Here is a 24,731-nt window from a genome sequence, read left to right as displayed (position 1 = left end):
GTTTCAGATCGTCCTAAAGCTGCTGCAATACAGGCTCGGCTGTCGCTTTTTCCTGGGGAACAGGGCCAGTGATTTTTTGCACATTCACGGCACAGGCTTTTAATTCCGGCTGCAATGAATCGGGGCAGGCTTCGGCGTGGCTCAGGGCATTGGCTTCGGTATCTTCTCCCCACAAAGCGCCCCAGTGCATCGGCGCAAAAACGGTGCCAGGGGTAATATTTTTCGTGATCAGCGCTGGAAATCGGGCCATCCCGCGCGGCGATCGCACTTCCACCATTTCCCCGTCGGTAATGCTGAGGCGGTCTGCATCGCGGGGGTGAATTTCCAGGAAAGGATTTGGGTGCATTTTTTGGATTTTTTTGATTCGTCCCGTGCGGGTCATCGTGTGCCAATGGCCGTAGAGTCGTCCAATGGTCAGCACAAAAGGATAGTCGGTGTTTGGCGGCTCTGCCAGACCCCGGGAATGGTACGCCGCAAATCTGGCCCGACCATCGGGGGTATGGAACCGTCGGTCGGTGTAAAGCCGTTTGCCCTTGAGGGGTTCGTCCTGGTGGAATAATTTTTGCAATAAACCCCGGTTGTCGGCTGTTGTTTCTGGATCGCTCTTGGTCTCATTGGCGGGACAGGGCCATTGGATCGGGCCTTCGGTGGCCAAACGTTGGTGACTTAGCCCCGTCATATCACAGGGGCGATCGCCCGTAAGCTGCACGAATTCGGCGTAAACCTCCGCTGAAGATACCGCCCGGAACTGTTGCTGGAATCCGAGGCGGCGTCCTACCTCGGCGAAAATCTCCCAATCAGCCCAGGCTTCACCGGGGCGATCGCGGAACTGGGGACAATAGGTCACAACCCGCTCCGAATTGGTCATTGCGCCTGTTTTCTCGCCCCACTGCAACGCTGGCAAGAGGAGATGGGCGTAGTTAGACGTTTCCGTGGGGTAATAGGCATCCTGGCAAATGGTGAAAGGGGATTTTAACAATGCGGCCTTGGTGCGTTCCAAGTCTGGCATACTCACTGCTGGATTCGTCGCCACCACCCACAGCAAACCCACCGTTCCCCTGTCTAGCCCCTCGATCATTGCCCAGGCATCTTTTCCGGGTAGTGGTGAAATAGTTCCTGGGGGTAATTGCCAGGCTTTTTCTAAGGTGGCGCGGTGCTCTGGATTTTTGACGAGGCGATATCCCGGCAGTAAATGGGCCAGTCCCCCTGCTTCTCTGCCCCCCATGGCATTGGGTTGACCCGTGAGGGAAAAAGGCCCGGCCCCCGGCTTGCCAATTTCCCCGGTCATTAGGTGCAAATTAATTAGGGTGCGTACCTTGGCTGTGCCCTCGGCGGATTGGTTCATCCCCATCGACCAAAGAGATAAAACATTGTCCGCATTGGCCCAATATTTTGCGGCTTGTTCGAGGTGATCAATGCGAATCCCACAGCGTCGGGCCACCGTTTCAGGAGTATAGCTCTGGATGAGCATCGCATATTTAGAAAAGCCCTTGGTACATTCATCGATGAAGAGGGTATCGATTTTGCCCCATTTCAGTAATAGATGCGCAATGCCGTTGAGTAAATCAATATCGGTGCCGGGTTTGATCGCTAAATGAAGATCCGCTACTTCGGCGGTTTTAGTGCGGCGGGGATCAACGACAATTAACTTTGCCTTAGAGCGTTTGTGGTGTTCTCGCAGGCGGTTAAACACAATGGGGTGACATTCGGCGGTATTGCTGCCGATGATAAAGGCGCAATCGGTTAATTCTAGGTCTTCGTAGCAGGGGGGCGGCCCATCGGCCCCAAAGCTCTGGATATAGCCCGCCACGGCAGAGGACATACAAAGACGGGAGTTGGCATCGAAATTGTTGGTGCCGAGGCAGCCCTTGAGGAGTTTTTGGGCGGTGTAATAGTCTTCGGTTTGGAGTTGTCCGGAGCCATACATGGCAATACCTTCGCTGCCGAGGGTTGCCTGTACCGTTTCGATCTGCTCCACAATTAGCTCAAAGGCGTCATCCCAACTGATGCGCTGGAATTGATCCTGTAGCGATCGCCGATACATGGGGTAGAGTAAGCGGTCTTGATCGAGGGATTCGGCAATGGTCGCGCCCTTAACACAGACTTTACCGAGGCTGGATGGATGTTGGCGATCGCCCATGACTTTGAGGGTGGGTTGTTCATTTTTGATCACCTCAGAAACTTCGAGGCCACAACCAACACCACAATAGGGACAAAGGGTTTTCGTTTTGCGTTGATCCATTGCTAAACCGCTAACTTTAAGACTTCAATAATAGAGTTAAAAAATGCCAGAAAATTAAATGGCATTCATTAAGAAAAAAATCCCCTGGGGCGATGATCAAGAGAGACTTACCATGGCCCCAAAGCGCGTAATAGAAAAAACCTGTAAAACGCCATTACTTGCCATGACTTTTGTTTTACAGGTTGTGCCTAAACTAATCTCAAAAACCTAATAGGTTGCTTCTTCCTCAACGGGAGGAGTCGCTGTCATTTCCGTTTCGCCTTCATGGAACTCAGCAAAGGAACCTTTGGGTTCTTTGAGGAAAAAAGCACAGAGGAAAGCAACAATTAAACCCGTAATCCCAAGCACTTGGAAGAAACCGGCATTCACCGCTGCCATCACGGGTTCGCCCCCATTGGCCCCTGCCGAAGCTTCGGTGAGCAACAATAGCACTGTCAAATAGGCCACTGCTCCCACATTGCCGTAGGCGCCAACGTTTCCAGCAATTTGCCCGGTAATGCGTCGTTTGACGAGGGGAACAATCGCAAAGGTTGAACCCTCTGCGGCTTGCACAAAGAAAGAACAGGCCATCGTTAACAAAACGGCGATCGCCAAGGGCCAAGTACCCGCCACCGAACTCATCAGCAGATAACCAATCCCCATGCCCACCGTGAGGACAACCATTGTCCATTTCCGGCTGCCCATCTTATCGGAGATCAAGCCTCCCCCTGGGCGAGACATCAAGTTCATAAACGCATAGCTAGAAGCAATAATTCCCGCCGTTGCCTTGTCCAAACTAAAGGTGCCTTCAAAGAAAGCCGGCAACATGGTCACCACCGCAAGCTCAGAACCGAAATTCACAATATAGGTCAGTTCTAAAATGGCCACTTGGCTAAATTCGTAACGGTCTTCCGGGGCATAGCGTTTTTTCCCGGTCATTAAGTCCTTATTCACAGTCCAGCAGTTGTAGGTCTGGAATAGATAAAGGCCCACTAGCGCCAGGATGGCGATCGCCAAGCCAGTGCCATTTAAAAAATTCACCTTTTGCAAACGCCACGCCAGCACCATCAAAATCAGGGTCAAAGGCAAATTCATGGCCAACAGGAACCAGAAATCCTTCTTGGTGGTGACTTCCATGCCCCGGGCACTCTTCGGGCGGTGGTACGTTTTCCCAGGGGGGGTATCACTCACGCTGAAGTAATACAACATCCCATACAAAGCCGCGATAATCCCCGTACCGGCGATCGCCGCCCGCCAATTCAAAATAGCCGTATTAAATTCCGGGAAAAAGAGAATCTTAAAACTTTCCGGCTGGCCGAAATTAAACGCACCGGGGAGGAAGGCCAAAATGATCCCAAAAATCACCATGGTAAAGGCCGAAAATGCCGAGCCAAAGTTGCCCCAGCCCCCATAAATGCCTTCTGCCGTACCCACATCTTTGGGGGGAAACCATTCTGCGACCATCCGAATCCCGATCACAAAACCAGCCCCAACAATCCCCATCAAGAGGCGTCCTAATACCAGTTGATTAAAGCTCTGGGCCGTCGCGAAAATCAAACAAGGAACCGCAGCGTAGATCAACAATAATGAGTAGGTTAACCGGGGGCCGTATTTATCTAACAGCATCCCAATAATGATCCGTGCGGGCACCGTCAAAGCAACATTACACAACCCGATTGTGCCTAGTTGAGCATTGTCTAAGCCAAAGTCCTGGGCGATGGTGGTTGCGAAAGGTGGAAAATTAAACCACACCACGAACGACAGGAAAAAAGCAAACCAGGTCATGTGCAGGATCTTATACCTGCCATTAAATGACCACATTTCTCCAAGCATTGTTTACCATCCTAAAAAGAGTATTCTCAAGCTGCAGGTCAGACTGTCAATTTTCGACCTTATGGGAGTTCGAACTAATCAATTAATTATGAATATCAAGAAAATAAACGCGGGAATTATTCTTTCCCATTGTGAGGAGACCAATATTATTTGATTCCGACAATTGTTTATTTTCCTGCTGATAGTTCGAATGGCCTAAAAATCTCTCGCCACCGCAAGAAGTTGTGATAAAGAATCACATTCTTTCTTCGCTAAATTCGTAACCGCTGATACTCTTTATGGGGATCGATGCGCTTTTGGGATGACAAGGGGCTTAATCCTGCATCCTAAGCTTCTGAACCTGTTTCTGATGCTAATGGAGATGGTTCATCGGACGTTTCAGCACTTTCACCATAGGCAAAGCCATGTTCATCGGCGTAGCGGTGCATGAAACGCATGAATCTTTCCCAGTGGTCAGCATTGTCAATTTCAAAGCGACAAATGACGCCCCGCAGTTCATCTCCTTCTTCACCACCAAAGACGATGCGGCAACTGGAGGGGGTAACGGCGATGTCTCCTTCTTCGTCGATCAGTCGAACAATGCCATTGGAACCAGCGGTAAAGCTCTGGAAACGGTCGAGGGCATTAAGTTGGGCAAAGGTCATGGAGACGGATTTAACGCCTGTTTTGGGGTTGCGTTGCAGGCTAACGTTGCTGAGTTCTTCGCTGATGCCGTTGAAAAATTCGATCCGTGGTGTTGGGTCTTGCGGTGGGGGCGGAGCGGCTGGTTCGGTTTGTTTATTTTTGAAGAAGTTAAACATGATTGTGGAGGGCGATCGCCAGTGAGGGAGGGATATAAGGCTATACCCCTATCCTAACAATCACGCGTTGAACCTATTCGGCTTTGCCTGCTTTATTTTGGATTTTGAGGATCAAAAATCCCCAAGCTACACCAAAGAGGACTGCGGTGATGGCAATGATAAAGCCGTTGAACATCATGCTTTCTGCGCTCATGGAAATACTCCTTTGTCTGGTTATAATGGCTTGATTTTAAAGCGATTTGGCTACAAAGGGTATTTTAAAACAGGGAGTGTTTTTTGGCGGTTGGGGGATTCCATGGGCGCGGTTGGGATATTTCAGGGGCGATCGCCGCTCTGCAAATTTCTCTAAATTAAAAAAATAAACTCCAAACTCCAAATTTGTGGGGTTTTTGTGGGATTATATAGTTTTTGTTTTTTGCTATGATGAGCGATTTTAGCTACAGGAACTATGCTGAAGAATGACATTTGGATCCTCGAACAAGCCCAACAGGGAATGATTTCCCCCTTTGAAGCCTCATTGATCCGCAAGATCCAACTGTCCCCCCAGCAGACTGTACCCGCTCTCAGCTACGGCCTGTCTAGCTATGGCTACGATATCCGCCTCAGTCCCGAAGAATTTCTTATTTTCCGCCACATCCCTGGCACCGTCGTAAACCCCAAAGCCTTCAGCCCGGAAAACCTTGAACGGGTTGACCTCAAGCGCGATGAATACGGTGACTACTTTATTATTCCGGCTAATTCCTATGGTTTGGGCGTGTCCCTCGAAAAAATTCAGATGCCCCCCAATGTCACCGCGATCTGTCTTGGTAAGTCCACCTATGCCCGTGTCGGTCTGATTGCGAACACAACCCCCCTGGAGGCTTCCTGGTGCGGTGCAATCACCCTTGAATTTAGCAACGCCTCTAGTACCGACTGCCGTATTTATGCCAATGAAGGGGTTGTGCAGCTACTTTTCTTTGAAGGTGATCCTTGCAATACCACCTATTCCGATCGGGGGGGCAAATACCAAAACCAAGCCGGAAAAGTCACCCTACCCAGGGTCTAGATAGATTCTGAATATATTTGGCGATCGCCCCAATTTTTATTACAACCCCCATGGACATCGCTTATTTTTGTCTATGGTGAAATCAAATCTTTTCTTTCCCTACATCTCCATTTGCTCCTGAGTTTGAATTGTCATGGATAAATTTCGCGTTGAAGTGCTCCGCTCTACCCCCAACCCCCAGCAAACTATCTGGAGTGCCATGCACCAGGACTACTGCGAGGAATTTGTGTGGGAACAACAGAGTAATTTTCCAGACGAACAAAAAGCAGGGGAGTTAATTGTCAAACATCTTTTGGCGGGTGGTCGCGGTCACTATGGCCCCCTGGAACATCCCCAGATTGTTTTTAATGTGGGCTATTTTCCCCACTCGATGATGCAGCAAATCCGGACTCATCGCGTGGGCGTCTCCTTTGATGTACAGTGCCTCGCCGGAGATACAGAAATCACCTTTGTCCAAGCCTCTGGATCTCTCCGCAAAATTAAAATTAGCGATCTCCATGACCTCTGGCACAACGGAGAAAAAGCCATACGGGAACGCAAAATTCGTGGTCGCAAAGGTGAACAACCAGGCTTTTACCGCCGCGACTGTAAAACTCGCTTGCGTAAAATGTCATTAAGGGTGCTGAACGAGGACACTGGTAATTTTGAAATTGGCCATCTCCAAGATGTAATGAGTAGCGGTGAGCAGCCCGTTTATCGCCTGACCTTAGCCGATGGAAAAACCCTTGACTGCACCGTTAATCATCGTCTCTACACGACCCAAGGCTGGCAACGCATGGGAGAAGCCCTGGGTTTAATGACCGATGAAGAACATCAAGTCCTAGCAGTGACAAAAACCTGTGAAGTCATGACCAACGGCGTTGTCCGTCCCGATGCTCTCTACAGTCAGCAATCTTGGTTAGCCGCACAGGTAAAACAAGGGTTAACAGCTCAGCAAATTGCTAATATTTGTGACTGCTCCCCAGACGTGATTCGCCATTGGGCCAAGAAATTTCAATTAAAACTTCCTGCGGGTCATCGGCGAGGGCTAAAAACAGTTGTCGGTAATGGCTGTTATCGCAGTCGTGCTTGGCTACAACAGCAACATGAACGAGGGTTACATGTCGATGAAATTGCTGCTTTAGCGAATTGCTCTATCGAATCTGTGAAAAAGTGGAGCTACCATCATGGCCTCCAACTCAATAAACGCTCCCCTGGAACCAAACAACCTTGGAATAAAGGTTTAACGGGTTATCGTCTTACATTGTCTGAGACAGCTATGGAAACACGGCGACGGAATGCGCAACATTTCACCAAACGTGGTGCAGATTCTCATTTTTGGAGAGGCGGCACTGCCACAGAGCGGCAACAGATTGGGGCCTGGACACGACAAATTGCTCCACAAGTCCATGCAAAATTCGACTATATTTGTCAGTCTTGTGGCCAACAAGGTAAACAATTACAGGCCCATCATCTCGTACCCGTTTTTGCGGATAAATCCCTTGCCTACGAATTTGAGAATTTAGTTTCTCTTTGTCAGACTTGCCATCAATCTCTACATCAAAATCACCTGGAAGAGGATTTTGCCAGACGATTTCACCCCATCCGAAAACCTGAAATGTGGGCGGCAAAACCTAAATCTAAGGGTCGCCGTTTAAAAGCGCATCCGGTGAAGGTGGTTGCCGTGGAATATCTTGGGATCCAGCCCACCTACGATCTGGAAGTACAAGGGCCTTGGCATAATTTTGTGGCAAATGGTGTTGTTGTGCACAATTCTTTCCGCTATACAGGACAGCGGATTATTGATGTTGCGGAAGGCAAGCGGGACGTGGAAGAGGTCTTTTACCTACGGCCTGTGGGTAAGTATGACAATCGTCAAGGGAAAAAATATTTTTACTCAGAAGAACAACGCCAGGCGGATAAGGAATGGTGTCTGGCTGCCTGCGATCGCTATCGGCAACGGATTGAAGAAGGCTTGGCAGAGGAGCACGCCCGGAGTTTGATTCCTTTTGATGCGCGGCAACACTTTGTTATGAGTTGCAATGTGCGATCGCTGATGCATTTGTTAGATTTGCGTTGGAAAAAAGACGCCCAACTAGAAGCCCAACAACTTTGTGAATTATTATTTGTTCACTTTGAAACTTGGTGTCCAGAAATTGCAGCTTGGTACCATAAGAATCGCGCCCAAAAAGCACGCTTGTCGCCTTAAGATTTTCTTTAGATTTTTGAGGCTGAGTGCCGATAAATTTACGCAAAAGTTAACATTGCTTGGTAATCTGTAATGTTCTTTCTAAATAGATCGAGTGGATGAAACCTTTGAAAATCAAAGAATAAGGCTGATTATTCATAAATTTTGATTGTCATGACCGGGGAATTTTGTGAAAATTCCTTAATCCTTTTGAATTTTCCTTTTAAGATAGAAGCAGTTGCTTTAGCTTGGTTGTGATGCCTCGAATTTTAATTATTGATGATGATCCGGCGATCGCCGAATTGGTTGCGATAAACCTTGAAATGGCGGGTTATGACGTCAGTCGTGCCGAAGACGGTATTAAAGGTCAGGCATTGGCGGTGCAGCTACAACCCGATTTGGTCATGCTGGATCTGATGTTGCCGAAAGTAGACGGGTTTACCGTTTGTCAACGGATCCGGCGGGAAGAACGCACAGCAGATATCCCCATTTTGATGTTAACTGCCCTGGGGCAAACCCAAGATAAGGTGGATGGCTTTAATGCCGGGGCCGATGATTACCTCACGAAGCCCTTTGAAGTCGAAGAAATGTTGGTGCGGGTGCGGGCTTTATTGCGACGAAGCGATCGCATTCCCCAGGCCGCCAAACACACAGAAATTTTGAACTACGGCCCGTTAACGTTAATCCCAGAGCGATTCGAGGCGATTTGGTTTGATCAGACCATCAAGTTGACTCACCTTGAATTTGAATTACTCCACTGTCTCCTGCAACGCCACGGCCAGACCATTTCTCCCAGCGAAATCCTCAAGGAAGTGTGGGGTTATGATCCTTCCGATGATATCGAGACCATCCGGGTGCACGTTCGCCACCTGCGCACGAAGTTAGAGCCGGAGCCCCGTCGTCCCCAGTACATCAAAACGGTTTATGGAGCGGGTTACTGCCTGGAGTTGCCGTCGCGGGTGAACCACGGGGAGACAACTCAGGTCTCGGAGCCAATGAACTCCTAGGCCCAAGTTTGCTTTGGCGTTAATTGATCAGCGATCAAAGGTAATGGAGCCAGCGGAGTCCCCAATTTCTAAGGCGATCGCGCTGGGCAAAGCGGCCATAAAGTACCTGGGAGAGCAACCAGCGTTTTAGGGGATATCGCCATTGTCGTAATAAGGTCTGCAATCCCCAGCCGAGCAGGCCCAAGACGATGGGAAGGAGGATCCACAGTAAGGGTTGCATCATCAGCGTTGACCAACCCAAGGCCACAGAGATTAAGACAAAGGCGATCGCCAAGGGCCAGGCAAGATAACTGAAGCCATACTTTCGTTGTCGCCAGGGTAATTGCGTCAATAATTGCCCAATAAACCACCCTTGAATTTCGGCTAACTGTTGATAGAGGGAAGGCGACGGCAGTAGATCCGCTACCACTTGGTGCAACACACCGCCATCAAGTCCAATTTGGGTCTTTAAAACGTTGATCCCTTCGTAACGCAACAGAAAAGAGAGGGACGCCTGGGGCCAGTCACCTTCTCGAAAAAGCACATATTTTCGCCAAGCGAGGTTGAACTCATCGGTAAACGTTAGGGTTTGCCCTTGGTTTTTGAGCGCCAGGAGCTGCAAAAGGTCATCATGATCCAACACAAATAAAACCCCGTGGCAGAGTGTGGACTGCGGTGGCGGCGTTAGCTGTTCTTGATCCAGTTGGATGTAGGGGTGGGCGGAAACAGTCACGGGAGGAAGGGCAAAAAGCGTAAATGACAGAGAAAACTATTGGGGCTTGGCAAGGGGCGCTCTGGGGAGACTTGGTCGGGCTTTGGACGTTTGTGAACTCGGTTTGGGTTGTCGTTTGAACGTGCCTTGAATGAGACTGATAAAAAATCTAAGGAGTCCCTGCCAGTGCTGTTCACTGGTTTGGATATTGTGCTGGTGGGCCTGGAGGATTGTCGTGCAGTGGGGATGGCTCATCAGGGCTTCGGTGTAGGTATTCGCAATGGTGCCATCCAGTTGCAGGATTGTTTTCGCGTAAATAATGCCTTCGGGGAGGGGCTGTTTCGCTTGTTGGTGCTGTCGTTTGCGTTGGTCAAGGGCAATTTTTAGTTCTCCTAGTTTGCGTAGGCAACAGAGAAATTGGCGATCGCCAAGCAGATTTTGAATTTGCCGCTGATCTTGGGCATCGCCCGTGGGATTGGGGAGTGGGGGTAGAGGGCCGGAGTTTTCGCCATGATACAAAGGGTGTGTCGGTTCCCTGAGGAGGGCGTGGTATTGTCGCGCCAGTTGCGATCGCAACTGGCCGTAGGCCGCCTGTAAATCGGGGGAGTAATGCTGCTGGCTGAGCGTATCCTCCCTGAGATAATACAAATCTTGGTAAACCTCCTGGGGAATGAATCGCTGACCATCAATGGCATCGACCACCATCGTACTGACCTCTAGGGTGGTTGCATCCAGAAAAACCTGGTTTAGAGCCTGGATAAATGGGTCCATAGCAGCAGGCTGGGGCTGAGGGGATTTGGCTTCGGGAGCAGAACGATTCATGGGAGACCAAAAAAGTGGGATGAAACAATTGGGAGCGTCGTTAGCAGTAAAACCTAGGACTCTTCTTCTAGAAAAAGAGGCGCCTCGTCTCCAAAATCAAAATCATCAAAGTCCTTGCTATCAAAGGCACTCAGCTCTTCTAAATCTGCTAGCGCTTCTTCTAAATCTAGATCCCCATCGGGGGCGATCGCCTCATTGCTGGCGGATAGATCAATGGCACTTTCTTGATCCAGATTATCGAGGCTGGTGATATCTATCGCTGAATTTTCGTCATCAAGGGCAAGATCGAAATCAGGATCTAGTTCACCCGACAGATCAAGTTCCTCTAACCAACTATCATCGCTGAAATCATTGGTCGGGGCGGCTGTTGCGTCATGGTGATGATTGGCCTCGCTGGTGCCGTTGCTTTCATCTCCTAGGGAAGGGAGATCGGCTGCAAGGTCAAGATCATCATCCCAAAGGGCCATTGCCTCCGGTGGCAAAGTTTGGGGGTCAAGATCAAGGTCTAAGTCGTCAAAGTCCAGGGCTGCAGCATCTTGCGGACTAAGGTCATCTGGCTGTTGAAAATCTGCCTGAATCACAGTCTCTTTGCTGAACTCACTGGCCTCAAAGTCGTGGGAATTTTCCTGATGATCAAGGGCTTCGATTTCAAGTTCGGAGAGATGGTCTTGATCGAGGTCAAAGTCGAGCAGTGCTGCCTCATCGAGTTCCCCTAGGTTAAAGATATCGGCGTCTTCTTCCTCTGGGTCAGCTCCCTCTGACAGCCAAGCGTCGGGATCCGTCGTGGATTCTGGTGGGGCATCAGGATCAGCCGGGGCGACGTGAATATCCTCGGTGAAGTCTTGTTGTTCTAGATCTAAATCAAAGGATGCATCGAGGGGATCAAGGGCCATTTCCCCAGAGAGATCCATCTGGTCGAGGTCAAACTCAAAATCGTCAAATTGCTCAAAATCTTCTTCAGATAGAGCTTCTGGAGCTTCTAGGGAATCGGTATCTGACCCAGAATCATCACTAATATTGTTGGAATGATCAATGGGTTCGAGATCAAGCTCAAAATCACTGGGCAGATCGAAGTCTTCCTCGGCTAGGGGATCTGCCGTTGCCAAGGGATCAGCCCCAAGCTCAAAATCGGCATCAAAAGCATCGGGATCGAGGTCTAGATCTTCGTTGTCATCTAATTCTAGATCCAGGGCTAAGTCTGAACTGCCAAGGTCTGGGGCATTTAAGGGGCCGAGGGTATTTTCGTCTAAATCTGTGGGGAAGAGGTTGAAATCAAAGGCGTCCAAATCCTCTAGATCCGTGGGTAGGTCTTGGTGATCTGCAATGGTTTCTTCGGGGGCGATCGCCGCATCTGCTTCGGTGGTTTCAATGAGCGTTTCTTCATTACTCCCCAAAAGATCGTCCAAGTCAGCGGCGGCCAAAGTCTCTAAACGTTCTAAATCAGAGTCCGTAAAGTCTAATTCTTCTTCGCTGAATTCCTCGCTGGGCAAGGCATCATCTGCCGTCAACTCTGATGAAGCTTCCGGGTCACTGTCAAAATCGGCGGTGGTGACATCCGGGAAGGCTTGGCTTAAGCGATCGCCAAGTTCATCTTCCGGGAGTTCGCCGAGGGCCAGATCCTCGATGAAAATATCCTCCCCAAAGTCAGCGATGGTTTCATTGAAGTCCCCTAAGTCTGCTTCACTATCACCATCATTAGCTTCGGACTCTGCCAGATCAGGTAAAGCCTCTGCTTCTGCGGCCAGTTCCTGCTCCAGCCAATTTTCCGGAAGGGGAGGTAAAGGCAATCGGTCTGTCTCCGGCCCATCGAGGGACGTGATCTCTGTGACGCCTGGGTGATTGTGCCAATCCTGATTCAAAAATGCAAATAAAGTCTCATCATCGACCGCATCTAGATCCGTGGTTTCTAACGATGTCGCTGTTTCGGCTACGGGAGTTGCGGGGTCTTCGAGTAAATCTTCTAATTCTAAATCGTCTACTGCCTCATCTCCGAAGGGATCGCTATCTACTTCAAAATCTGCCAAATTGGGAACATAGGCATCGGGGCGATCGCCGTTGGCCCGTTCTGCCGCCGTGCTATCAACGGGGGTTTCCCAATCTTCAATTTCTGGGGCCTCAGGGGTCGTCAGGGATGCCTCTGGCGTTTCATCCAGGGCAATTTCGGCAAAATTATCTAAAAAGTTGAGAGAATCAGCATCCGCTAGATCCTTCGCCTCGTTCTTTTCTGCGACAAAGCTGGGCTGAGGTTCCGCAGCTGATTCGGTCGGGGCATCTGGGGCTACCGTTGGCAGGGGGTTATGGGGCAGAGGGGGAATTTTGTCACTATCCGGCGGCGTTTCCGAAAAAGGCTCAACAACCTTCACCGTTGCGGCCATGAGCGTTTGGTTAGGAATTTCAAGGAACTTCAAATCTAGGGGTTCCTCGGCATTCATCAAGCGGTCGTATTGCTGCAGGGTCACGAGCAACTGGAATAGCTGTTGCAAACCCTGGAAATTTTCTTGAATTTTACGGTGACCTAGGGCAACCTGCTGTTGATGAAAATGTTGGAGATTTTGATACTGAGCGTTATTAAGTACGGCCTCGCCGACATCATTTTCGACGGTGCCATTAATGAGGTCGACTTGGGTATGGAGACTCGTATCGGGAGGGTAGGGCTCACCCTGGTCAGGATGACGGACAATGCGAGTCGTAATATTTAGGGTTGCTGCCTTACTCGCCACCATCGTAAAGGCTTTGGAAAGGTCGCCGCTGCGGAGGGCTTGCTTAAATTCATCGCTTAAGGACATGGTGGAATCTCCTTGGTCACTGGGTTGGCGCAAAAATGGGGGCGCAGTATGGATAAAAGCCTGGGGATGATGGCTGGGCGGATGTTATTTCTTCTCAGAATATCCCATCCCTAAAATGTCGTTGGTAAAATGCCAGTAAATGTAACATTGCCCTATTTGTTTGACATTGCCGCCGATCCTAGGGCCACAGGTGCTGAACGGTATAGCCGAGGTGGGTCAACATTTCCCGCAATAGCGGCAGGCTCAAGCCAATAACATTACTATGGCAGCCTTCAATTTTTTCGATAAAAAGCCCCCCTTTTCCTTCAAGGGCAAAACACCCCGCACATTGTAGGGGTTCACCGCTGCGCACATAGGCCGCAATGGTGTCATCGTCAATGGCCGCGAAATAGACTTTGGTGACTCCGTGGCGCACGAGCAGTTGGTTTTGGGTTTGATCCACGAGGGCATGGCCTGTGTAGAGCAAACCGTAATGGCCCCGCATGGTTTGCCACCGGGCGATCGCCTCAGTAGGGGAGGCCGGTTTCCCCAGGATTTCGCCCCGGACATGGAGCACTGAATCGCAGCCGAGGATTAAAGCATCTTGACGATGTTGGGCCACGGTTTTTGCTTTGGCCGCAGCGAGGGCTTCGACCAACTGGGCCGGATCATCATGGTGAATTTGGGATTCATCAAAATGACTCACGTGGACAATGGGGTTGATCCCAATGCCTTGGAGTAAACGACGACGGGCTGGGGAAGCGGACGCAAGGACAAATTCCATGGTGTTTTGAGGTAAGGCGGCGCAAACAAAGGCAATTACAGCATACCCAGGTGGATGCACTGGCGGATCAAGGTGTCAAAAATATTGCTTCAATATGGCTCATCAATTAGACCTTAAAGGAATTGACCATCGCGTTAAAGAGTTTCTCCACTTGGGGCCAACGGCTTTCACGGGTCGAGAGATTAAAGGTATAGAGTTTGCCCAGCTTGACGGCAACGGTGGCGAGGTCATGGCGCATTTGACCTTCAGGGAGGGTGACGCGATATTCGAGGGTGTAATAGGTTTGGCCCTTGTCGGTGCGGCTTTCGGCCCGGATCAATTCAGGTTGGCGATCGCTATTTTGGCTTGCTTCTTTCATGAATCGATAGCCAACATCGGTGGGGGTGCCGAGATCGTTTAAGGCTTTGTCGGCGGGAACATCACTGATAATGACGCTCAAATTTTCGGAATATTCCACCAAATCCCGAAACACCACATCTACGCCAGTATCGCTCTTGCTGACGTCAACGGGAATCCAACCATTGGGATAGAGAAACTGATAGCCATAGGTGCCATTGCTATAGCCCTGGAGGCTACCGACGCCACCACAAGCAGCCAACGTACAACTGATCACGATCAACAAACTGGCGATCGCCTTTTTCCATCGATTTTGGCGCATTTATTTACCTCAGAAATTTAAAAGAAATTAAAAAATAAACTTACAGAGCCGGAGTCTCCGCGTTCATCATCCTAGCGAAAACACCGGCTCAAACCGAAATTTATTGGGTTTAATAATGCCTTAGGCTCTTGCTAAATCGCCTCTTCCGTTTCGAGGTTAAACAGCATTTGCAGCGATTGTAGACAAACTCGACGGGCTTCGATGTCCTGTTGGGCCCGCAGTTGCACCATCGGATCATGGAGAATTTTATTAACAATCCCCCGGGTCAAGGTTTCAATGACTTCCTGGTGCTTCTCTTCAAATTCTGCGCCGAGGCGAGAGAGGGCTTTTTCCAGCTCCTGCTCCCGAATGCTTTCGACTTTGCTGCGTAGGGAACTAATGGTCGGAACGGTTTCGAGGGACTGCCACCATTGGATATAGTTTTCTACTTCCTCTTCTAAAAGGGCTTCGGCTTCTTCGGCCATTTTGCGGCGGGATGCTTGGTTTTGGGCCACTACTTCCTTGAGGGCGTCCACATTATATAAACGAACACCGGCGATTTCTTCCACATCGGCAGCAACGTTGAGGGGCACAGAAATATCGATCAAGATTAAGGTGTGAAGATCGAGATTTTCCAGTTTCGCTCGGTCGAGAATCGGTTCCGTCGCCCCGGTACTGGTAAAGACAATGTCCGCCTGTTCAACGACATTGAGCATCTCTGGTAACAGTTCTAATTGCAGATCCACATCGGGGAATTTTTTCGCGAGATCCCGCGCCCCCCGTTCGGAACGGTTGACGATAGTGATGTCTTCAGCCCCTTTAGAAACGAGGTGTTGCACCAACAGGCGCGACATTTTCCCGGCACCGATAATCGCAATTTTTTGATTGGAAAGATCCTTGACCTTCATCTGGGCTAATTCCACAGCGGCGGAGCTAATGGAAACGGCCCCGGTGCCAATGTTGGTTTCGCTGCGGACGCGCTTCCCGGCGGTGATCGCCCGTTTGAACATCCGGTCGAGTAAGCGCCCTAGGCCTTTGTGCTGTTGACCGAGTTTGTGGGCGGCTTTGACCTGGGCGAGGATTTGGCCTTCGCCGAGAACGAGACTTTCTAGGCCCGCAGCGACTCGCAATAAATGACGGATGGCATCTTGGTGCAGCAGGGTGAAGAGGTAACGGCGCAGGCGGTTGAGTTGGAGTTGTCCGGTTTCCGCGAGAAATTGGCAAATTTCCCGCACGCCCTGTTCTGTCTCCTGCACGACGGCATAGATTTCAAGGCGGTTACAGGTACTGATAACGGCGACTTCCTCTACGTGGGGGTAGGATTTGAGGTGGGCGATCGCCTCGTCCATTTTCGCTTCTTGAATACTGAGTTTTTCGCGGATTTCGACGGGGGCTGTTTTATGACTCAGGCCAACAACAACGATATTCATGGGGTTTTCTCTAAAGGTTTGATCTCTCTAGGGCTCCAACATCCAAGGGAAGCGCAGAGTTCTATTAAAGGATTTTTTTAACTTCCTATGCAATGTAGTCTCCGAACATTTAGGGACAAAAGGTTTTGTAAAGAAAATTTATGTAACTTTACGGCATCCCAATCGCTGACAGCGCACGAAAAAAAGGCGACCCCTCGTTGGCGATCGCCCTTTTGTTGCAGACAGATTAAACTCCAATGATCGCTGTCAAGTTTGATCCTAGAGTTGAATGTTTTGGGGGTTGTCCCACATGTGAATGGTATCGACGAAGCGAGCTGTCATGGATTGGCTAGAAATAACCAGAGACTGGGTGCGTGCGCCACCATGGAACAGACGAACCCCTTCCATGAGGGTGCCGGGGGTAATCCCACAGGCCGCGAACAGAACCGTTTCACCGGAAGCTAATTCTTCTGCTTCATAAACCTTGTCCGGATCTTCAACACCCATGGACTTGAGGCGTTTGATATTTTCTTCGCGATTCCAGTCCGCACTTTCGGGGGTATTCACATCGGCGGGATCGTAAATCAGTTGTCCTTGGAAGTGACCACCCAAACAACGCATCGCGGCGGCACTGATCACCCCTTCCGGAGCGGCCCCGATTCCCATCAGCGCATGGATGTTCGTCCCAGCAAAGGCAGCACAAATTGCTGCAGAAACGTCCCCATCGCTAATCAAACGAACCCGGGCGCCAGTGGCCCGAATTTCTTTGATCAGATCTTTGTGACGGGGGCGATCCATCACGATAATGACTAATTCTTCTGGGCTACGATTTAAGCACTCAGACAAAATTTTGATGTTTTCGGTGGCTGACTTGCGAATGTCAACTTTCCCTTTGGCGGCTGGGGGCGCGGCCAATTTTTTCATGTAGTAGTCGGGGGCATGGAACAGACCGCCTTTTTCGGAAATGGCGAGGACTGCCATGGAACCGGGTTGACCATTGGCGACGAGGTTGGTGCCTTCACAGGGGTCAACGGCAATGTCAATTTCGATCAGTTCATCGGGGTTGCAATAGGTCTTTGCATCTTCGCGGGTACAAATCCCGACTTCTTCACCGATGTAAAGCATGGGGGCATCATCCCGCTCCCCTTCACCGATAACGATGCGACCGCGCATATGAATTTGATTCATCCGTTCCCGCATGGCTTCAACGGCCACTTGGTCGGCGGTATCTTTTTCGCCCATCCCCATCCATTTGGCAGAGGCGATCGCCGCTTGTTCGACAACTTCAATAATTTCTAAACCGAGGGTGCTTTCCACGCTTTTTATCCTCCAGACTGCGACTGTTGATCAAAACCACCAGTCATTTAGTTTTTTTGTAAACACCCCAAAGTCTATCAGAGAAGGGCGATCGCCTCAGAAGATTCCCAGAAAAGTTTTTCCTTTAAATATCTCCGGATGGGCTAGAGAAAATAGGTCGTTAAGGTTTCATATAGAAGGATGAGATTGGTTTGGCGATAGTCGTGCTGGAGGGAGTTTGCAGGGGGCGTGTTTTGGGCAAGTCGCCGCAAATTTGCTTGGATTTGTGAAAAATCCCGATAACGATTTTGTAGTCCCTTCAGGATCGGGCAAATGACGGGGGAAGTCAGGATATTTGGATCGGCTCCCTGGGGCATGAGGGGGAAATGTTTGAGGTGATTAAAGTGGGTTTGGGGTAAGTTGGCGATCGCCTGGATAATTTCTTGGCAACATTCCCGGGTAAATTCCTGGGCGAGGTAACGCTGGATAGACGGTTGCAGACCAAAGTAGGGGCGATGATTTTCTTTTTTCTCCAGGAGGAAACGTCGGTCAAGGGAGCGCACCGCATCCCAAACTTCACTGGCAAAGGGCATTTCTACATGAAAGTTAGCCTGCAGTTGTTCAAGGGTAATGGATTTGCCCCACAACATCAGCCAGTAGAGCACTTCCTGTTCGGAGTTGCTAATGCGGCAGGTGAGATTGTAGAGGATATCCCGTAGGGTATTGCCACCGATAATTGTTTCTTGGTTTTGAAATTGCGCCACAGAACCGCCGTACCATTCTTGAATCCCCGTGGCAATTAACCGGAGCTTGAGGGGGTTGCCGCGATAGGTCTCGACCAAATCAGCCCAAAGCTCTGGGTCTTGGAGGTTATATTCCTGGAGGATTTGCTGGGCGACTAAATTACTGAGGCCTTCGACGGTGATCAATGTGACCCTGGGGTTGTCCGTGGCTAAGGCTTCGATGGCGGGGGAATGTTCCCGGGAAATCACGACAACGGTGCCAGCTAGACTCTGGTGGGCGATCGCCTCTAAAAATTCCACATACATTACGTGTTGCGGTTGATAGTTCCCCGACAGACAAGCGGTGGCAAAGAGCAGTTCCCAGTGGTCAAAGACTAAAATCTTCGGCTGTTGTTGCAAATGATCCTGGAGTTGGGCGATCGCCCCGTCAGGGTGTTCCGCCAAGGCCCATTCCTGCTGAATCAAAGCCCAATTGTGATCAAACATGAGGCGATCGCTGAGGTTACACCAGAGCGTGTTTTCCTGGAGTGGTGGGTGGTGCCGGAGCACTTCGCTGACAAGGGTAGTCTTTCCCAGGCCGCCACCCCCTAGCACGAAGATTAATGAAATATCCCTTTGTTGGAGCCGTTGCCCTAGGGTGCGCAGGGTTGATTCCTGGTTATAAAAATGATTCTTGTTTCTCGGAATCCCTTGGTACTGGGGTGGTGTTGGGGCTGGCACTTGGGACTCCGTCGTTGCGGCCATACCGTTGGGTACAATTTTATCGACCGCTGCCTTTTCTTGTTCCGAGAGCTGCTCATATTTAGTAGTCAAAGCCAACTGGAGTGAACGAATCCCCACCCGTTGGTTACAATAACGTCCGAGGCGTTTCCAAAGATCCGGAGCAATAACCCGTTTTACATAGCTGTGGGAATAGCCATCGATCTGAATATCTTTTAATTTGTACCCTTCTAACGCCCGCAATAATAGCTCTTGACGCAGTCCATCCAGGGGGTCCCCGTGTTTGTGACTAAGCCAAATACAAAGCTGAAGAAGCGTAAGGTTGGTCATGTGGCGTTATTCGATGAAATGTTAGGTGACGGCTGCAATGGACAATGCTCTGCCACACACTAAGGCAACTATCTAAGAGTTTATCTGTATTCCTTTCCTTCCTGGTGTCCTTGACCAAAAGTTGTGAATAATATGACTTTGTGAATAAAATGACTTTCTGTGGTTACCAATAGAGAGCAAAATGTTGCAGAAAATGCATTGTGAGCATTTTTGGGTTGCTTTATTTTTGACCATTCAGTCAAGATAAAAAATGCCTTGTCAGAGCCGTTAAGTATTAATCGTGATTGGCTGTCGCTTTTATGCAAAATTTGGATGCAAAATATTCATCGCAGCGATGGTGAGAGTAAGGGACTTTTGGCGATCACCTAGGTCTTAAGGAAAATCCTTTAGGATCAAAAAAGCATTGCGCAAGCGAAAAACGTCACCGAAATTGATGGGATCAGTTATGGAAATTAGTGCAGCATTACCCGCCTTTGTGATTACGTTGCGGGAGGGCTTTGAAGCGGCCCTGGTGGTGGGCATTGTCTTGGCTTGTCTGGCGAAAGCGCAGCAGATGTCCCTACAAAAGTGGGTCTATGGTGGCATTGGTGCCGGGTTGGGGGCGAGTGTCCTGGTGGGCTGGGGTCTGTGGGGGCTGCTGTTACAGGTGGCGACGACGGATGGAGCCTATGCGCCAGTTTTTAAACAAATCCTCGAAGGGAGTTTTGGGGTTGTGGCGATCGCCATGTTGAGTTGGATGCTCATTTGGATGACCCGCCAGGCCAAATCTTTAAAGTCCGATGTCGAAGGGGCATTGCAAGCGGCACTCCAGGACAGAGAAACGGCGGCCTGGGCTGTCTTTTCCCTGATTTTTATTGCGGTACTCCGGGAGGGATTTGAAACGGTGATTTTTATCGTGGCCCAATTCCAAGGGGGATGGCTGCCGCCGAGTCTTGGGGCGATGGCTGGCTTGACTGTGGCAACGGTGCTGGGGTTTCTCCTCTTTGCCCTGGGGGTACGGCTGAATATCAAGTTATTTTTTCAGGTGATGGGAATCTTTCTGCTGCTGATTATTGCGGGGCTGGTGGTCGGTGTTTTAAAGCACATCGATGCGGCGATCGCCCTTTTTGCCCAGATCCAAACCCAATATCAAGCCCTCTGCATTTCCCCTTCCCCTGCCTGCGTTCTAGGGATTCAGCTTTGGGATTTGTCAGAAACTTTACCCGACAAGCAGTTTCCGGGGATTCTGCTGAAATCTTTGTTGGGTTATCGCCAAAAAATTTACCTGGCCCAGGCGATCGCCTATGTGCTCTTTCTCAGTTCCGTTGGCACACTCTATCTTTATAGCCTCGGTTTGTTCCGTAGACCCGATGTCCCCTCAGTGAAACAACCCTAGGGAAACCGTTTTAATTAATCATCGTAATCATACGAACGCACGCGACCACATTGCCGCAACAAATAGGGAGGCACTGGGTTGCCGCGATAATATTCCTGTCGCCACCGGGCTGGTAAGCAACTAGCATCGATGCCGTAGTCAAATCCGCGCTGATAACGGTAGTTATTGTAATTGTTGTAGTTACGATCGAAAAGAACACCGAGAATAATGTCACGGATCAAATTGTCATTTCCCCTAGGCAGACCGAAGGTTTGAAACAGGCTCTGACGCAGATTTTGGTCGCGTCTTAGGAAATAAAAAAGCTCGCGGGGAATACGATTGTTGTAATTGCGATCAATGTCATTAAAAATTCTATCCCAGGAAGAAATTTCATCTCGCCAGTCGTATCGACGGTATTGATATCGATAGCGATCATCGTCGTCATCGTCATAATCATCCCAGTCATCATCGTCATCATAATCCCAACGATATCTATAGTATTCGTAGGAATTTTCGGGGGTGTTGTTTCTTCTGGGGTCAGCGGCGGCGGGCAATGTGGGCAGTAGTGACCCCAAAGTCAGGAGGGGAATAAGGCCCAGCAGTACCCATTGACGTGTGAAGGGTTTCATGGTGCTAAATATCCTGCTTAACTCAATCCTTGTGTAAAAGTCTATGACAGGTTAAGCCACGGAAAAGTTTCCCAATGGGCGTGAAATTAATGATGTAAAAATTTGTACTAATTGGTGTTTTACCGTGGCGAAAAACATCAAAAAAGCAAGCCTGGAATGATATTTTTCCAAAACTTGCCGATAATGAACTGTAACTTTTTTGAAATGAAAAATTGATCTGGTTTAAAAAACTGTTTTTAAAAATTCGAGCAATTCATCCCAGGATTTGAGATCCGCTTGGGGGTCATAATCGCTAGAATCCCACTTGGTAAAAGAGTGTAAGCCGCCCCCATAGATTTCCATGTCGTAGGTCACGCCTGCTTCGTTTAAATCTGTGGCGAGGGCGGCCACCTCAGCGATGGGAGAGACAGGATCAGCGGAGCCATGGAGCACTAAAACGGAACCTGTGGTTTCACTGTAATCTTGGCCTTCTGGTAGGGCTAAGCCGCCATGGAAGGAAATGAAGCCATCGAGATCTGCCCCTGACCGGGCCATTTCTAGTACCGCCGAACCGCCAAAGCAATAGCCCATGATGGCAACTTTTTCTGGGTTAACCCCTTCGAGTTGCTTGGCGACCTCAAGGCCTGCTTGTAATCTTTCGCGCATCAGTTGGCGATCGCCATAGAGTTTGCCACTTTCTGCTTGGGATTCAGCGACATTTTTTGGTCGTACCCCCTGACCATACAGATCAAGGGCAAGTACCGTATAACCTTGGGTCGAGAGCATATTCGCGCGCATTTTCTCGTAGCGATTGAGGCCATCCCAGTCGTGCACGAGTAAAACAATCGGCTGATCATCCCCAAAGCCTTCGTTGCGGGCAACATACCCCTCAAAGGGTTGGTCATCGATGTTATAAACCAAGGGATAGGCAACAACATCCGCCTGGGCCGGCATACTGAAGCCAGCGCTCACCATGAGAGTCAGACCAAACAAGAGTTTTCGTAACATTTTCAAAGGAGTTCCCATCGAGTAAATCAACTAATTAACTCGTATTGTAGTGGTTTCAGACAATCACCCCTTGGCCTGGGGAAAGCGGGCGACAAAACTGAAGCTAAGCAGAAAAAGAGTTAAAAATTTCCTGAAAATCCCAACATTAGCGATACAAAGGGGAAATTTTCGCGCAAAATAAAATCACTTGACTGCACCAATGGAGAAACTTAACTGTGGCTGTGGATTACGATATTGTCATCATCGGCGGTGGTTCTGGGGGCCTCGTGGTGGCCAGTGCAGCGGCCCAGTTAAAGGCAAAGGTGGCCCTGGTGGAAAAGGATCGCCTTGGGGGAGATTGCCTCTGGTATGGTTGCGTTCCCAGTAAATCTTTTCTCCATGCGGCAAAAGTTGCCCACCAAGTGCGCCACGCAGGACGGGTCGGCGTTCATACAAAAGCGCCAGAAATTAATTTTTCAGAAGCAATGGGCCATGTACAAAAGGCGATCGCCACCATTGAACCCCATGATTCTCCAGAACGATTTGAGGGGCTTGGGGTCGAGGTGATTTTTGGGGATGGTCAGTTTCTCGACGGCAAAACTTTTCTCGTCAATGGTCGCAAGCTAACGGCCCGCGCTTTTGTGATTGCCACCGGATCACGGCCTGCTGTTCCCCCCGTCGAAGGGCTCCAGGAAGCGGGTTTTATTACCAATGAACAGGTGTTTTCCCTCACAGAGCAGCCAGAATCCCTCGCGGTGATTGGGTCGGGGCCGATTGGTTGTGAGTTGGGGCAAGCCTTCCACCGTTTGGGGACGGAAGTGACTCTGTTTGCGAGCCGCGATCGCCTTTTGCCCAAAGAAGACCCCGACGCCGCCGCTGTCCTGGAGCAACAATTTAACCAAGAAGGAATCACCATTCTGAAAAATGCCCGGTTAAAACGGGTAGCAGTGGTCAAGGGCAAAAAACACCTCTACACTGAGGATGATTCCCAGGTGGCGGCGATCGCCGATGAAATTCTCCTGGCCACGGGCCGCACTCCCAATATCAAGTCCCTCAACCTAGAAGCCGCTGGAGTGGACTACGACAGTCAAGGCATCCATGTAAACGAAAAACTCCAAACGACCAATGGTCGGATCTATGCTTGCGGCGATGTGATTGGGGGCTATCAGTTTACCCATGTGGCGGGTTACGAAGCCGTTGTGGTACTCCAAAATGCCCTGAATCCACTGCAGTTATTTCTCAAAAGCGTCAATTATCGGGTGATTCCCTGGGCAACTTTTACCGATCCGGAGGTGGCACGGGTTGGCATGACCGAGGAACAAGCCCGTAAACGTTACGGTGATGTGCTGATTTTGAAAGTGCCTTTCGCGTCAGTGGATCGCGCCCAGGCGGAGGATTCTACCGTGGGCTTTAATAAGTTGATTGTGCGTCATAACGGCGAAATCCTAGGGGCGCATCTGGTAGGGCCAATGGCAGGGGAGCTGATCCATGAAATTGTTCTGGCGATGACCTATCGCTTACCGGTTTCGGCCTTAACGGGGATTCATGTTTACCCGACCCTGAGCGAAATTAATAGTAAAACGGCGCTGTTACTCTCCAAGAAAAAATACGCCGATAACGAAAAACTCCAAAATTTCTTGACCGAATTCTTTAAGTTTCTGCGCTCTTTGTAGGCCGCCAAATCGCATCGGCAATTTTCGCCACATCGATCATTTCTGGGCCATCATGCACCCGGAGGATATCGGCTCCAAAGGCGATCGCCCCGGCACAGGCCGCCGCTGTCCCCCACACCCGTTGCGTGGGATCTGGTTCGTTGAGGATATGGCCAATAAAGCTTTTGCGGGAAGGCCCCACCAGGAGCGGGTAACCCAGATCGCGAAAGTCCTGGAGCTGGCGAATAAGATCGTAATTTTGCAGGGCTGTTTTCGCAAAACCAATGCCCGGATCGAGGATCAGGTGATTTTTCGGGATGCCCAATTCTAGGGCAGCAGCGATGCGCCCTTGGAAAAAGGTTTTCAGATCGGCAATCAGATCTTGGTAGTCCGTCAGACTTTGCATGGTTTCGGGTGTGCCCCGGATGTGCATCAAAATAATTGGCACGTTTAAATCCCGCACCACCGTCAGCATTTGCGCGTCAAAGGTCGCCCCAGAAATGTCATTCACCAGATCAGCTCCGGCGGCGATCGCCGCTTTTGCCACTGCCGCCCGGGTGGTGTCGATGGAAATCACCGTCTGAAATTTTTCTCGCAGTGCTCGGATCACAGGAATTGTCCGGTCTAACTCTTCCGCGAGGGAAATTTGTGCCGCACCAGGTCGGGTCGATTGACCACCAATGTCAAGAATATCAATGCCAGCAGCCACCATTTTGTCCGCTTGGGCCAGGGCTGAGGCGACGGAATTAAACTGACCCCCATCACTAAAGCTATCGGGAGTGACATTGAGAATTCCCATCACATAGGTGCGATCGCCCCAGGTAAAAGTTTGATTCCGGAGGGTAAGCGGTTCCATCGGT

20 protein-coding genes are annotated in these 24,731 nt (G+C 50.0%); 5 read left to right on the top strand and 15 right to left on the bottom strand.

The window, feature by feature from the left end; translation table 11 throughout:
- Window positions 1-13: 13 nt before the first annotated feature.
- The 4 genes from AWQ23_RS06750 to AWQ23_RS06735 form a co-directional block, all read right to left on the bottom strand.
- Window positions 14-2,242, bottom strand: a complete 2,229-nt coding sequence (locus tag AWQ23_RS06750; protein ID WP_062433711.1) for a molybdopterin oxidoreductase family protein — start codon at window positions 2,240-2,242, stop codon at window positions 14-16.
- A gap of 207 nt (window positions 2,243-2,449) precedes the next feature.
- On the bottom strand, window positions 2,450-4,054 hold the full coding sequence (locus tag AWQ23_RS06745) for an MFS transporter (protein ID WP_062433708.1): 1,605 nt from the start codon (window positions 4,052-4,054) through the stop codon (window positions 2,450-2,452).
- 326 nt (window positions 4,055-4,380) lie between these two features.
- A complete protein-coding gene (psb28, locus tag AWQ23_RS06740; RefSeq protein ID WP_062433705.1) occupies window positions 4,381-4,854 on the bottom strand; it encodes a photosystem II reaction center protein Psb28 in 474 nt (157 codons plus the stop codon).
- 73 nt (window positions 4,855-4,927) lie between these two features.
- Entirely contained in the window at window positions 4,928-5,047 is a 120-nt protein-coding gene (locus AWQ23_RS06735; protein ID WP_012306931.1) for a PetM family cytochrome b6-f complex subunit 7, read from the bottom strand.
- Between the two features lie 255 nt (window positions 5,048-5,302).
- On the opposite strand from AWQ23_RS06735, the gene dcd reads away from it, so the two are divergent.
- From dcd to AWQ23_RS06720, 3 genes are all read left to right on the top strand, one after another.
- Window positions 5,303-5,899, top strand: coding sequence for a dCTP deaminase (gene dcd / locus AWQ23_RS06730; RefSeq protein WP_062433702.1), 597 nt, complete (start codon window positions 5,303-5,305; stop codon window positions 5,897-5,899).
- A gap of 133 nt (window positions 5,900-6,032) precedes the next feature.
- The gene (thyX, locus tag AWQ23_RS16490; protein ID WP_062433699.1) at window positions 6,033-8,087 is read left to right on the top strand and encodes an FAD-dependent thymidylate synthase; all 2,055 of its coding nucleotides are present in this window, start codon (window positions 6,033-6,035) and stop codon (window positions 8,085-8,087) included.
- A gap of 236 nt (window positions 8,088-8,323) precedes the next feature.
- Entirely contained in the window at window positions 8,324-9,073 is a 750-nt protein-coding gene (locus tag AWQ23_RS06720; protein WP_012306928.1) for a response regulator transcription factor, read from the top strand.
- A 34-nt stretch (window positions 9,074-9,107) separates the two neighbouring features.
- Here AWQ23_RS06720 and AWQ23_RS06715 read toward each other — a convergent pair whose 3' ends face one another.
- The 8 genes from AWQ23_RS06715 to AWQ23_RS06680 all read right to left on the bottom strand — a co-directional run bounded on the left by AWQ23_RS06715 (window position 9,108) and on the right by AWQ23_RS06680 (window position 19,270).
- The gene (locus tag AWQ23_RS06715; protein WP_062433695.1) at window positions 9,108-9,785 is read right to left on the bottom strand and encodes a hypothetical protein; all 678 of its coding nucleotides are present in this window, start codon (window positions 9,783-9,785) and stop codon (window positions 9,108-9,110) included.
- A gap of 36 nt (window positions 9,786-9,821) precedes the next feature.
- On the bottom strand, window positions 9,822-10,586 hold the full coding sequence (locus AWQ23_RS06710) for a hypothetical protein (RefSeq protein WP_062433693.1): 765 nt from the start codon (window positions 10,584-10,586) through the stop codon (window positions 9,822-9,824).
- 53 nt (window positions 10,587-10,639) lie between these two features.
- Window positions 10,640-13,372 (bottom strand): hypothetical protein, encoded by a 2,733-nt coding sequence (locus tag AWQ23_RS06705; RefSeq protein ID WP_062433691.1) that lies wholly within the window; start codon window positions 13,370-13,372, stop codon window positions 10,640-10,642.
- A gap of 178 nt (window positions 13,373-13,550) precedes the next feature.
- On the bottom strand, window positions 13,551-14,135 hold the full coding sequence (locus AWQ23_RS06700) for a nucleoside triphosphate pyrophosphatase (RefSeq protein WP_030006517.1): 585 nt from the start codon (window positions 14,133-14,135) through the stop codon (window positions 13,551-13,553).
- A 106-nt stretch (window positions 14,136-14,241) separates the two neighbouring features.
- Window positions 14,242-14,793, bottom strand: coding sequence for a photosystem II reaction center PsbP (gene psbP, locus AWQ23_RS06695; RefSeq protein WP_012306923.1), 552 nt, complete (start codon window positions 14,791-14,793; stop codon window positions 14,242-14,244).
- 131 nt (window positions 14,794-14,924) lie between these two features.
- A complete protein-coding gene (locus AWQ23_RS06690) occupies window positions 14,925-16,202 on the bottom strand; it encodes a glutamyl-tRNA reductase (protein WP_012306922.1) in 1,278 nt (425 codons plus the stop codon).
- A gap of 258 nt (window positions 16,203-16,460) precedes the next feature.
- The gene (glpX, locus tag AWQ23_RS06685) at window positions 16,461-17,498 is read right to left on the bottom strand and encodes a class II fructose-bisphosphatase (RefSeq protein WP_062433689.1); all 1,038 of its coding nucleotides are present in this window, start codon (window positions 17,496-17,498) and stop codon (window positions 16,461-16,463) included.
- Window positions 17,499-17,641: 143 nt separating this feature from the next.
- A complete protein-coding gene (locus AWQ23_RS06680; protein ID WP_062433688.1) occupies window positions 17,642-19,270 on the bottom strand; it encodes an NB-ARC domain-containing protein in 1,629 nt (542 codons plus the stop codon).
- 445 nt (window positions 19,271-19,715) lie between these two features.
- Here AWQ23_RS06680 and AWQ23_RS06675 point away from each other — a divergent pair, with 445 nt between their 5' ends.
- Window positions 19,716-20,645: an FTR1 family protein gene (locus AWQ23_RS06675; protein ID WP_062433685.1), complete on the top strand. Its 930-nt coding sequence runs from the start codon at window positions 19,716-19,718 to the stop codon at window positions 20,643-20,645.
- A gap of 14 nt (window positions 20,646-20,659) precedes the next feature.
- On the opposite strand, the gene AWQ23_RS06670 is transcribed toward AWQ23_RS06675, so the two are convergent.
- Together AWQ23_RS06670 and AWQ23_RS06665 are read right to left on the bottom strand one after the other, a co-directional pair.
- Window positions 20,660-21,253 carry a hypothetical protein gene (locus tag AWQ23_RS06670; protein ID WP_062433683.1) on the bottom strand — a complete coding sequence of 198 codons (594 nt, stop codon included), beginning with the start codon at window positions 21,251-21,253 and terminating at the stop codon, window positions 20,660-20,662.
- Window positions 21,254-21,475: 222 nt separating this feature from the next.
- Entirely contained in the window at window positions 21,476-22,240 is a 765-nt protein-coding gene (locus tag AWQ23_RS06665) for a dienelactone hydrolase family protein (RefSeq protein ID WP_062433682.1), read from the bottom strand.
- A 215-nt stretch (window positions 22,241-22,455) separates the two neighbouring features.
- Between AWQ23_RS06665 and AWQ23_RS06660 the strand changes: the two genes are divergently transcribed.
- The gene (locus AWQ23_RS06660) at window positions 22,456-23,892 is read left to right on the top strand and encodes an NAD(P)/FAD-dependent oxidoreductase (protein ID WP_062433680.1); all 1,437 of its coding nucleotides are present in this window, start codon (window positions 22,456-22,458) and stop codon (window positions 23,890-23,892) included.
- Here the strand turns inward: AWQ23_RS06660 and folP are convergent.
- On the bottom strand, window positions 23,870-24,727 hold the full coding sequence (gene folP / locus AWQ23_RS06655; RefSeq protein ID WP_062433668.1) for a dihydropteroate synthase: 858 nt from the start codon (window positions 24,725-24,727) through the stop codon (window positions 23,870-23,872). The genes AWQ23_RS06660 and folP overlap by 23 nt on opposite strands.
- Window positions 24,728-24,731: the final 4 nt, after the last annotated feature.

Origin of the sequence: Picosynechococcus sp. PCC 73109 (assembly GCF_001521855.1) — a bacterium.
In the GTDB taxonomy this organism is placed as follows: Bacteria; Cyanobacteriota; Cyanobacteriia; order Cyanobacteriales; family MRBY01; genus MRBY01.
Note: the sequence above shows the minus strand (reverse complement) of the source record. Positions and strands in the feature narration are given on the sequence as shown.

Bases quoted from the DNA above. Each gene is read 5' to 3' on its own strand.
- AWQ23_RS06705 (WP_062433691.1), bottom strand. From the start codon at position 13,372: ATGTCCTTAAGCGATGAATTTAAGCAAGCCCTCCGCAGCGGCGACCTT.
- psb28 (WP_062433705.1), bottom strand. From the start codon at position 4,854: ATGTTTAACTTCTTCAAAAATAAACAAACCGAACCAGCCGCTCCGCCC.
- AWQ23_RS06670 (WP_062433683.1), bottom strand. From the start codon at position 21,253: ATGAAACCCTTCACACGTCAATGGGTACTGCTGGGCCTTATTCCCCTC.
- AWQ23_RS06735 (WP_012306931.1), bottom strand. From the start codon at position 5,047: ATGAGCGCAGAAAGCATGATGTTCAACGGCTTTATCATTGCCATCACC.
- AWQ23_RS06690 (WP_012306922.1), bottom strand. From the start codon at position 16,202: ATGAATATCGTTGTTGTTGGCCTGAGTCATAAAACAGCCCCCGTCGAA.
- folP (WP_062433668.1), bottom strand. From the start codon at position 24,727: ATGGAACCGCTTACCCTCCGGAATCAAACTTTTACCTGGGGCGATCGC.
- AWQ23_RS06665 (WP_062433682.1), bottom strand. From the start codon at position 22,240: ATGTTACGAAAACTCTTGTTTGGTCTGACTCTCATGGTGAGCGCTGGC.
- AWQ23_RS06675 (WP_062433685.1), top strand. From the start codon at position 19,716: ATGGAAATTAGTGCAGCATTACCCGCCTTTGTGATTACGTTGCGGGAG.
- AWQ23_RS06700 (WP_030006517.1), bottom strand. From the start codon at position 14,135: ATGGAATTTGTCCTTGCGTCCGCTTCCCCAGCCCGTCGTCGTTTACTC.
- dcd (WP_062433702.1), top strand. From the start codon at position 5,303: ATGCTGAAGAATGACATTTGGATCCTCGAACAAGCCCAACAGGGAATG.
- psbP (WP_012306923.1), bottom strand. From the start codon at position 14,793: ATGCGCCAAAATCGATGGAAAAAGGCGATCGCCAGTTTGTTGATCGTG.
- AWQ23_RS06710 (WP_062433693.1), bottom strand. From the start codon at position 10,586: ATGAATCGTTCTGCTCCCGAAGCCAAATCCCCTCAGCCCCAGCCTGCT.
- AWQ23_RS06680 (WP_062433688.1), bottom strand. From the start codon at position 19,270: ATGACCAACCTTACGCTTCTTCAGCTTTGTATTTGGCTTAGTCACAAA.
- AWQ23_RS06745 (WP_062433708.1), bottom strand. From the start codon at position 4,054: ATGCTTGGAGAAATGTGGTCATTTAATGGCAGGTATAAGATCCTGCAC.
- AWQ23_RS06750 (WP_062433711.1), bottom strand. From the start codon at position 2,242: ATGGATCAACGCAAAACGAAAACCCTTTGTCCCTATTGTGGTGTTGGT.
- thyX (WP_062433699.1), top strand. From the start codon at position 6,033: ATGGATAAATTTCGCGTTGAAGTGCTCCGCTCTACCCCCAACCCCCAG.
- AWQ23_RS06720 (WP_012306928.1), top strand. From the start codon at position 8,324: ATGCCTCGAATTTTAATTATTGATGATGATCCGGCGATCGCCGAATTG.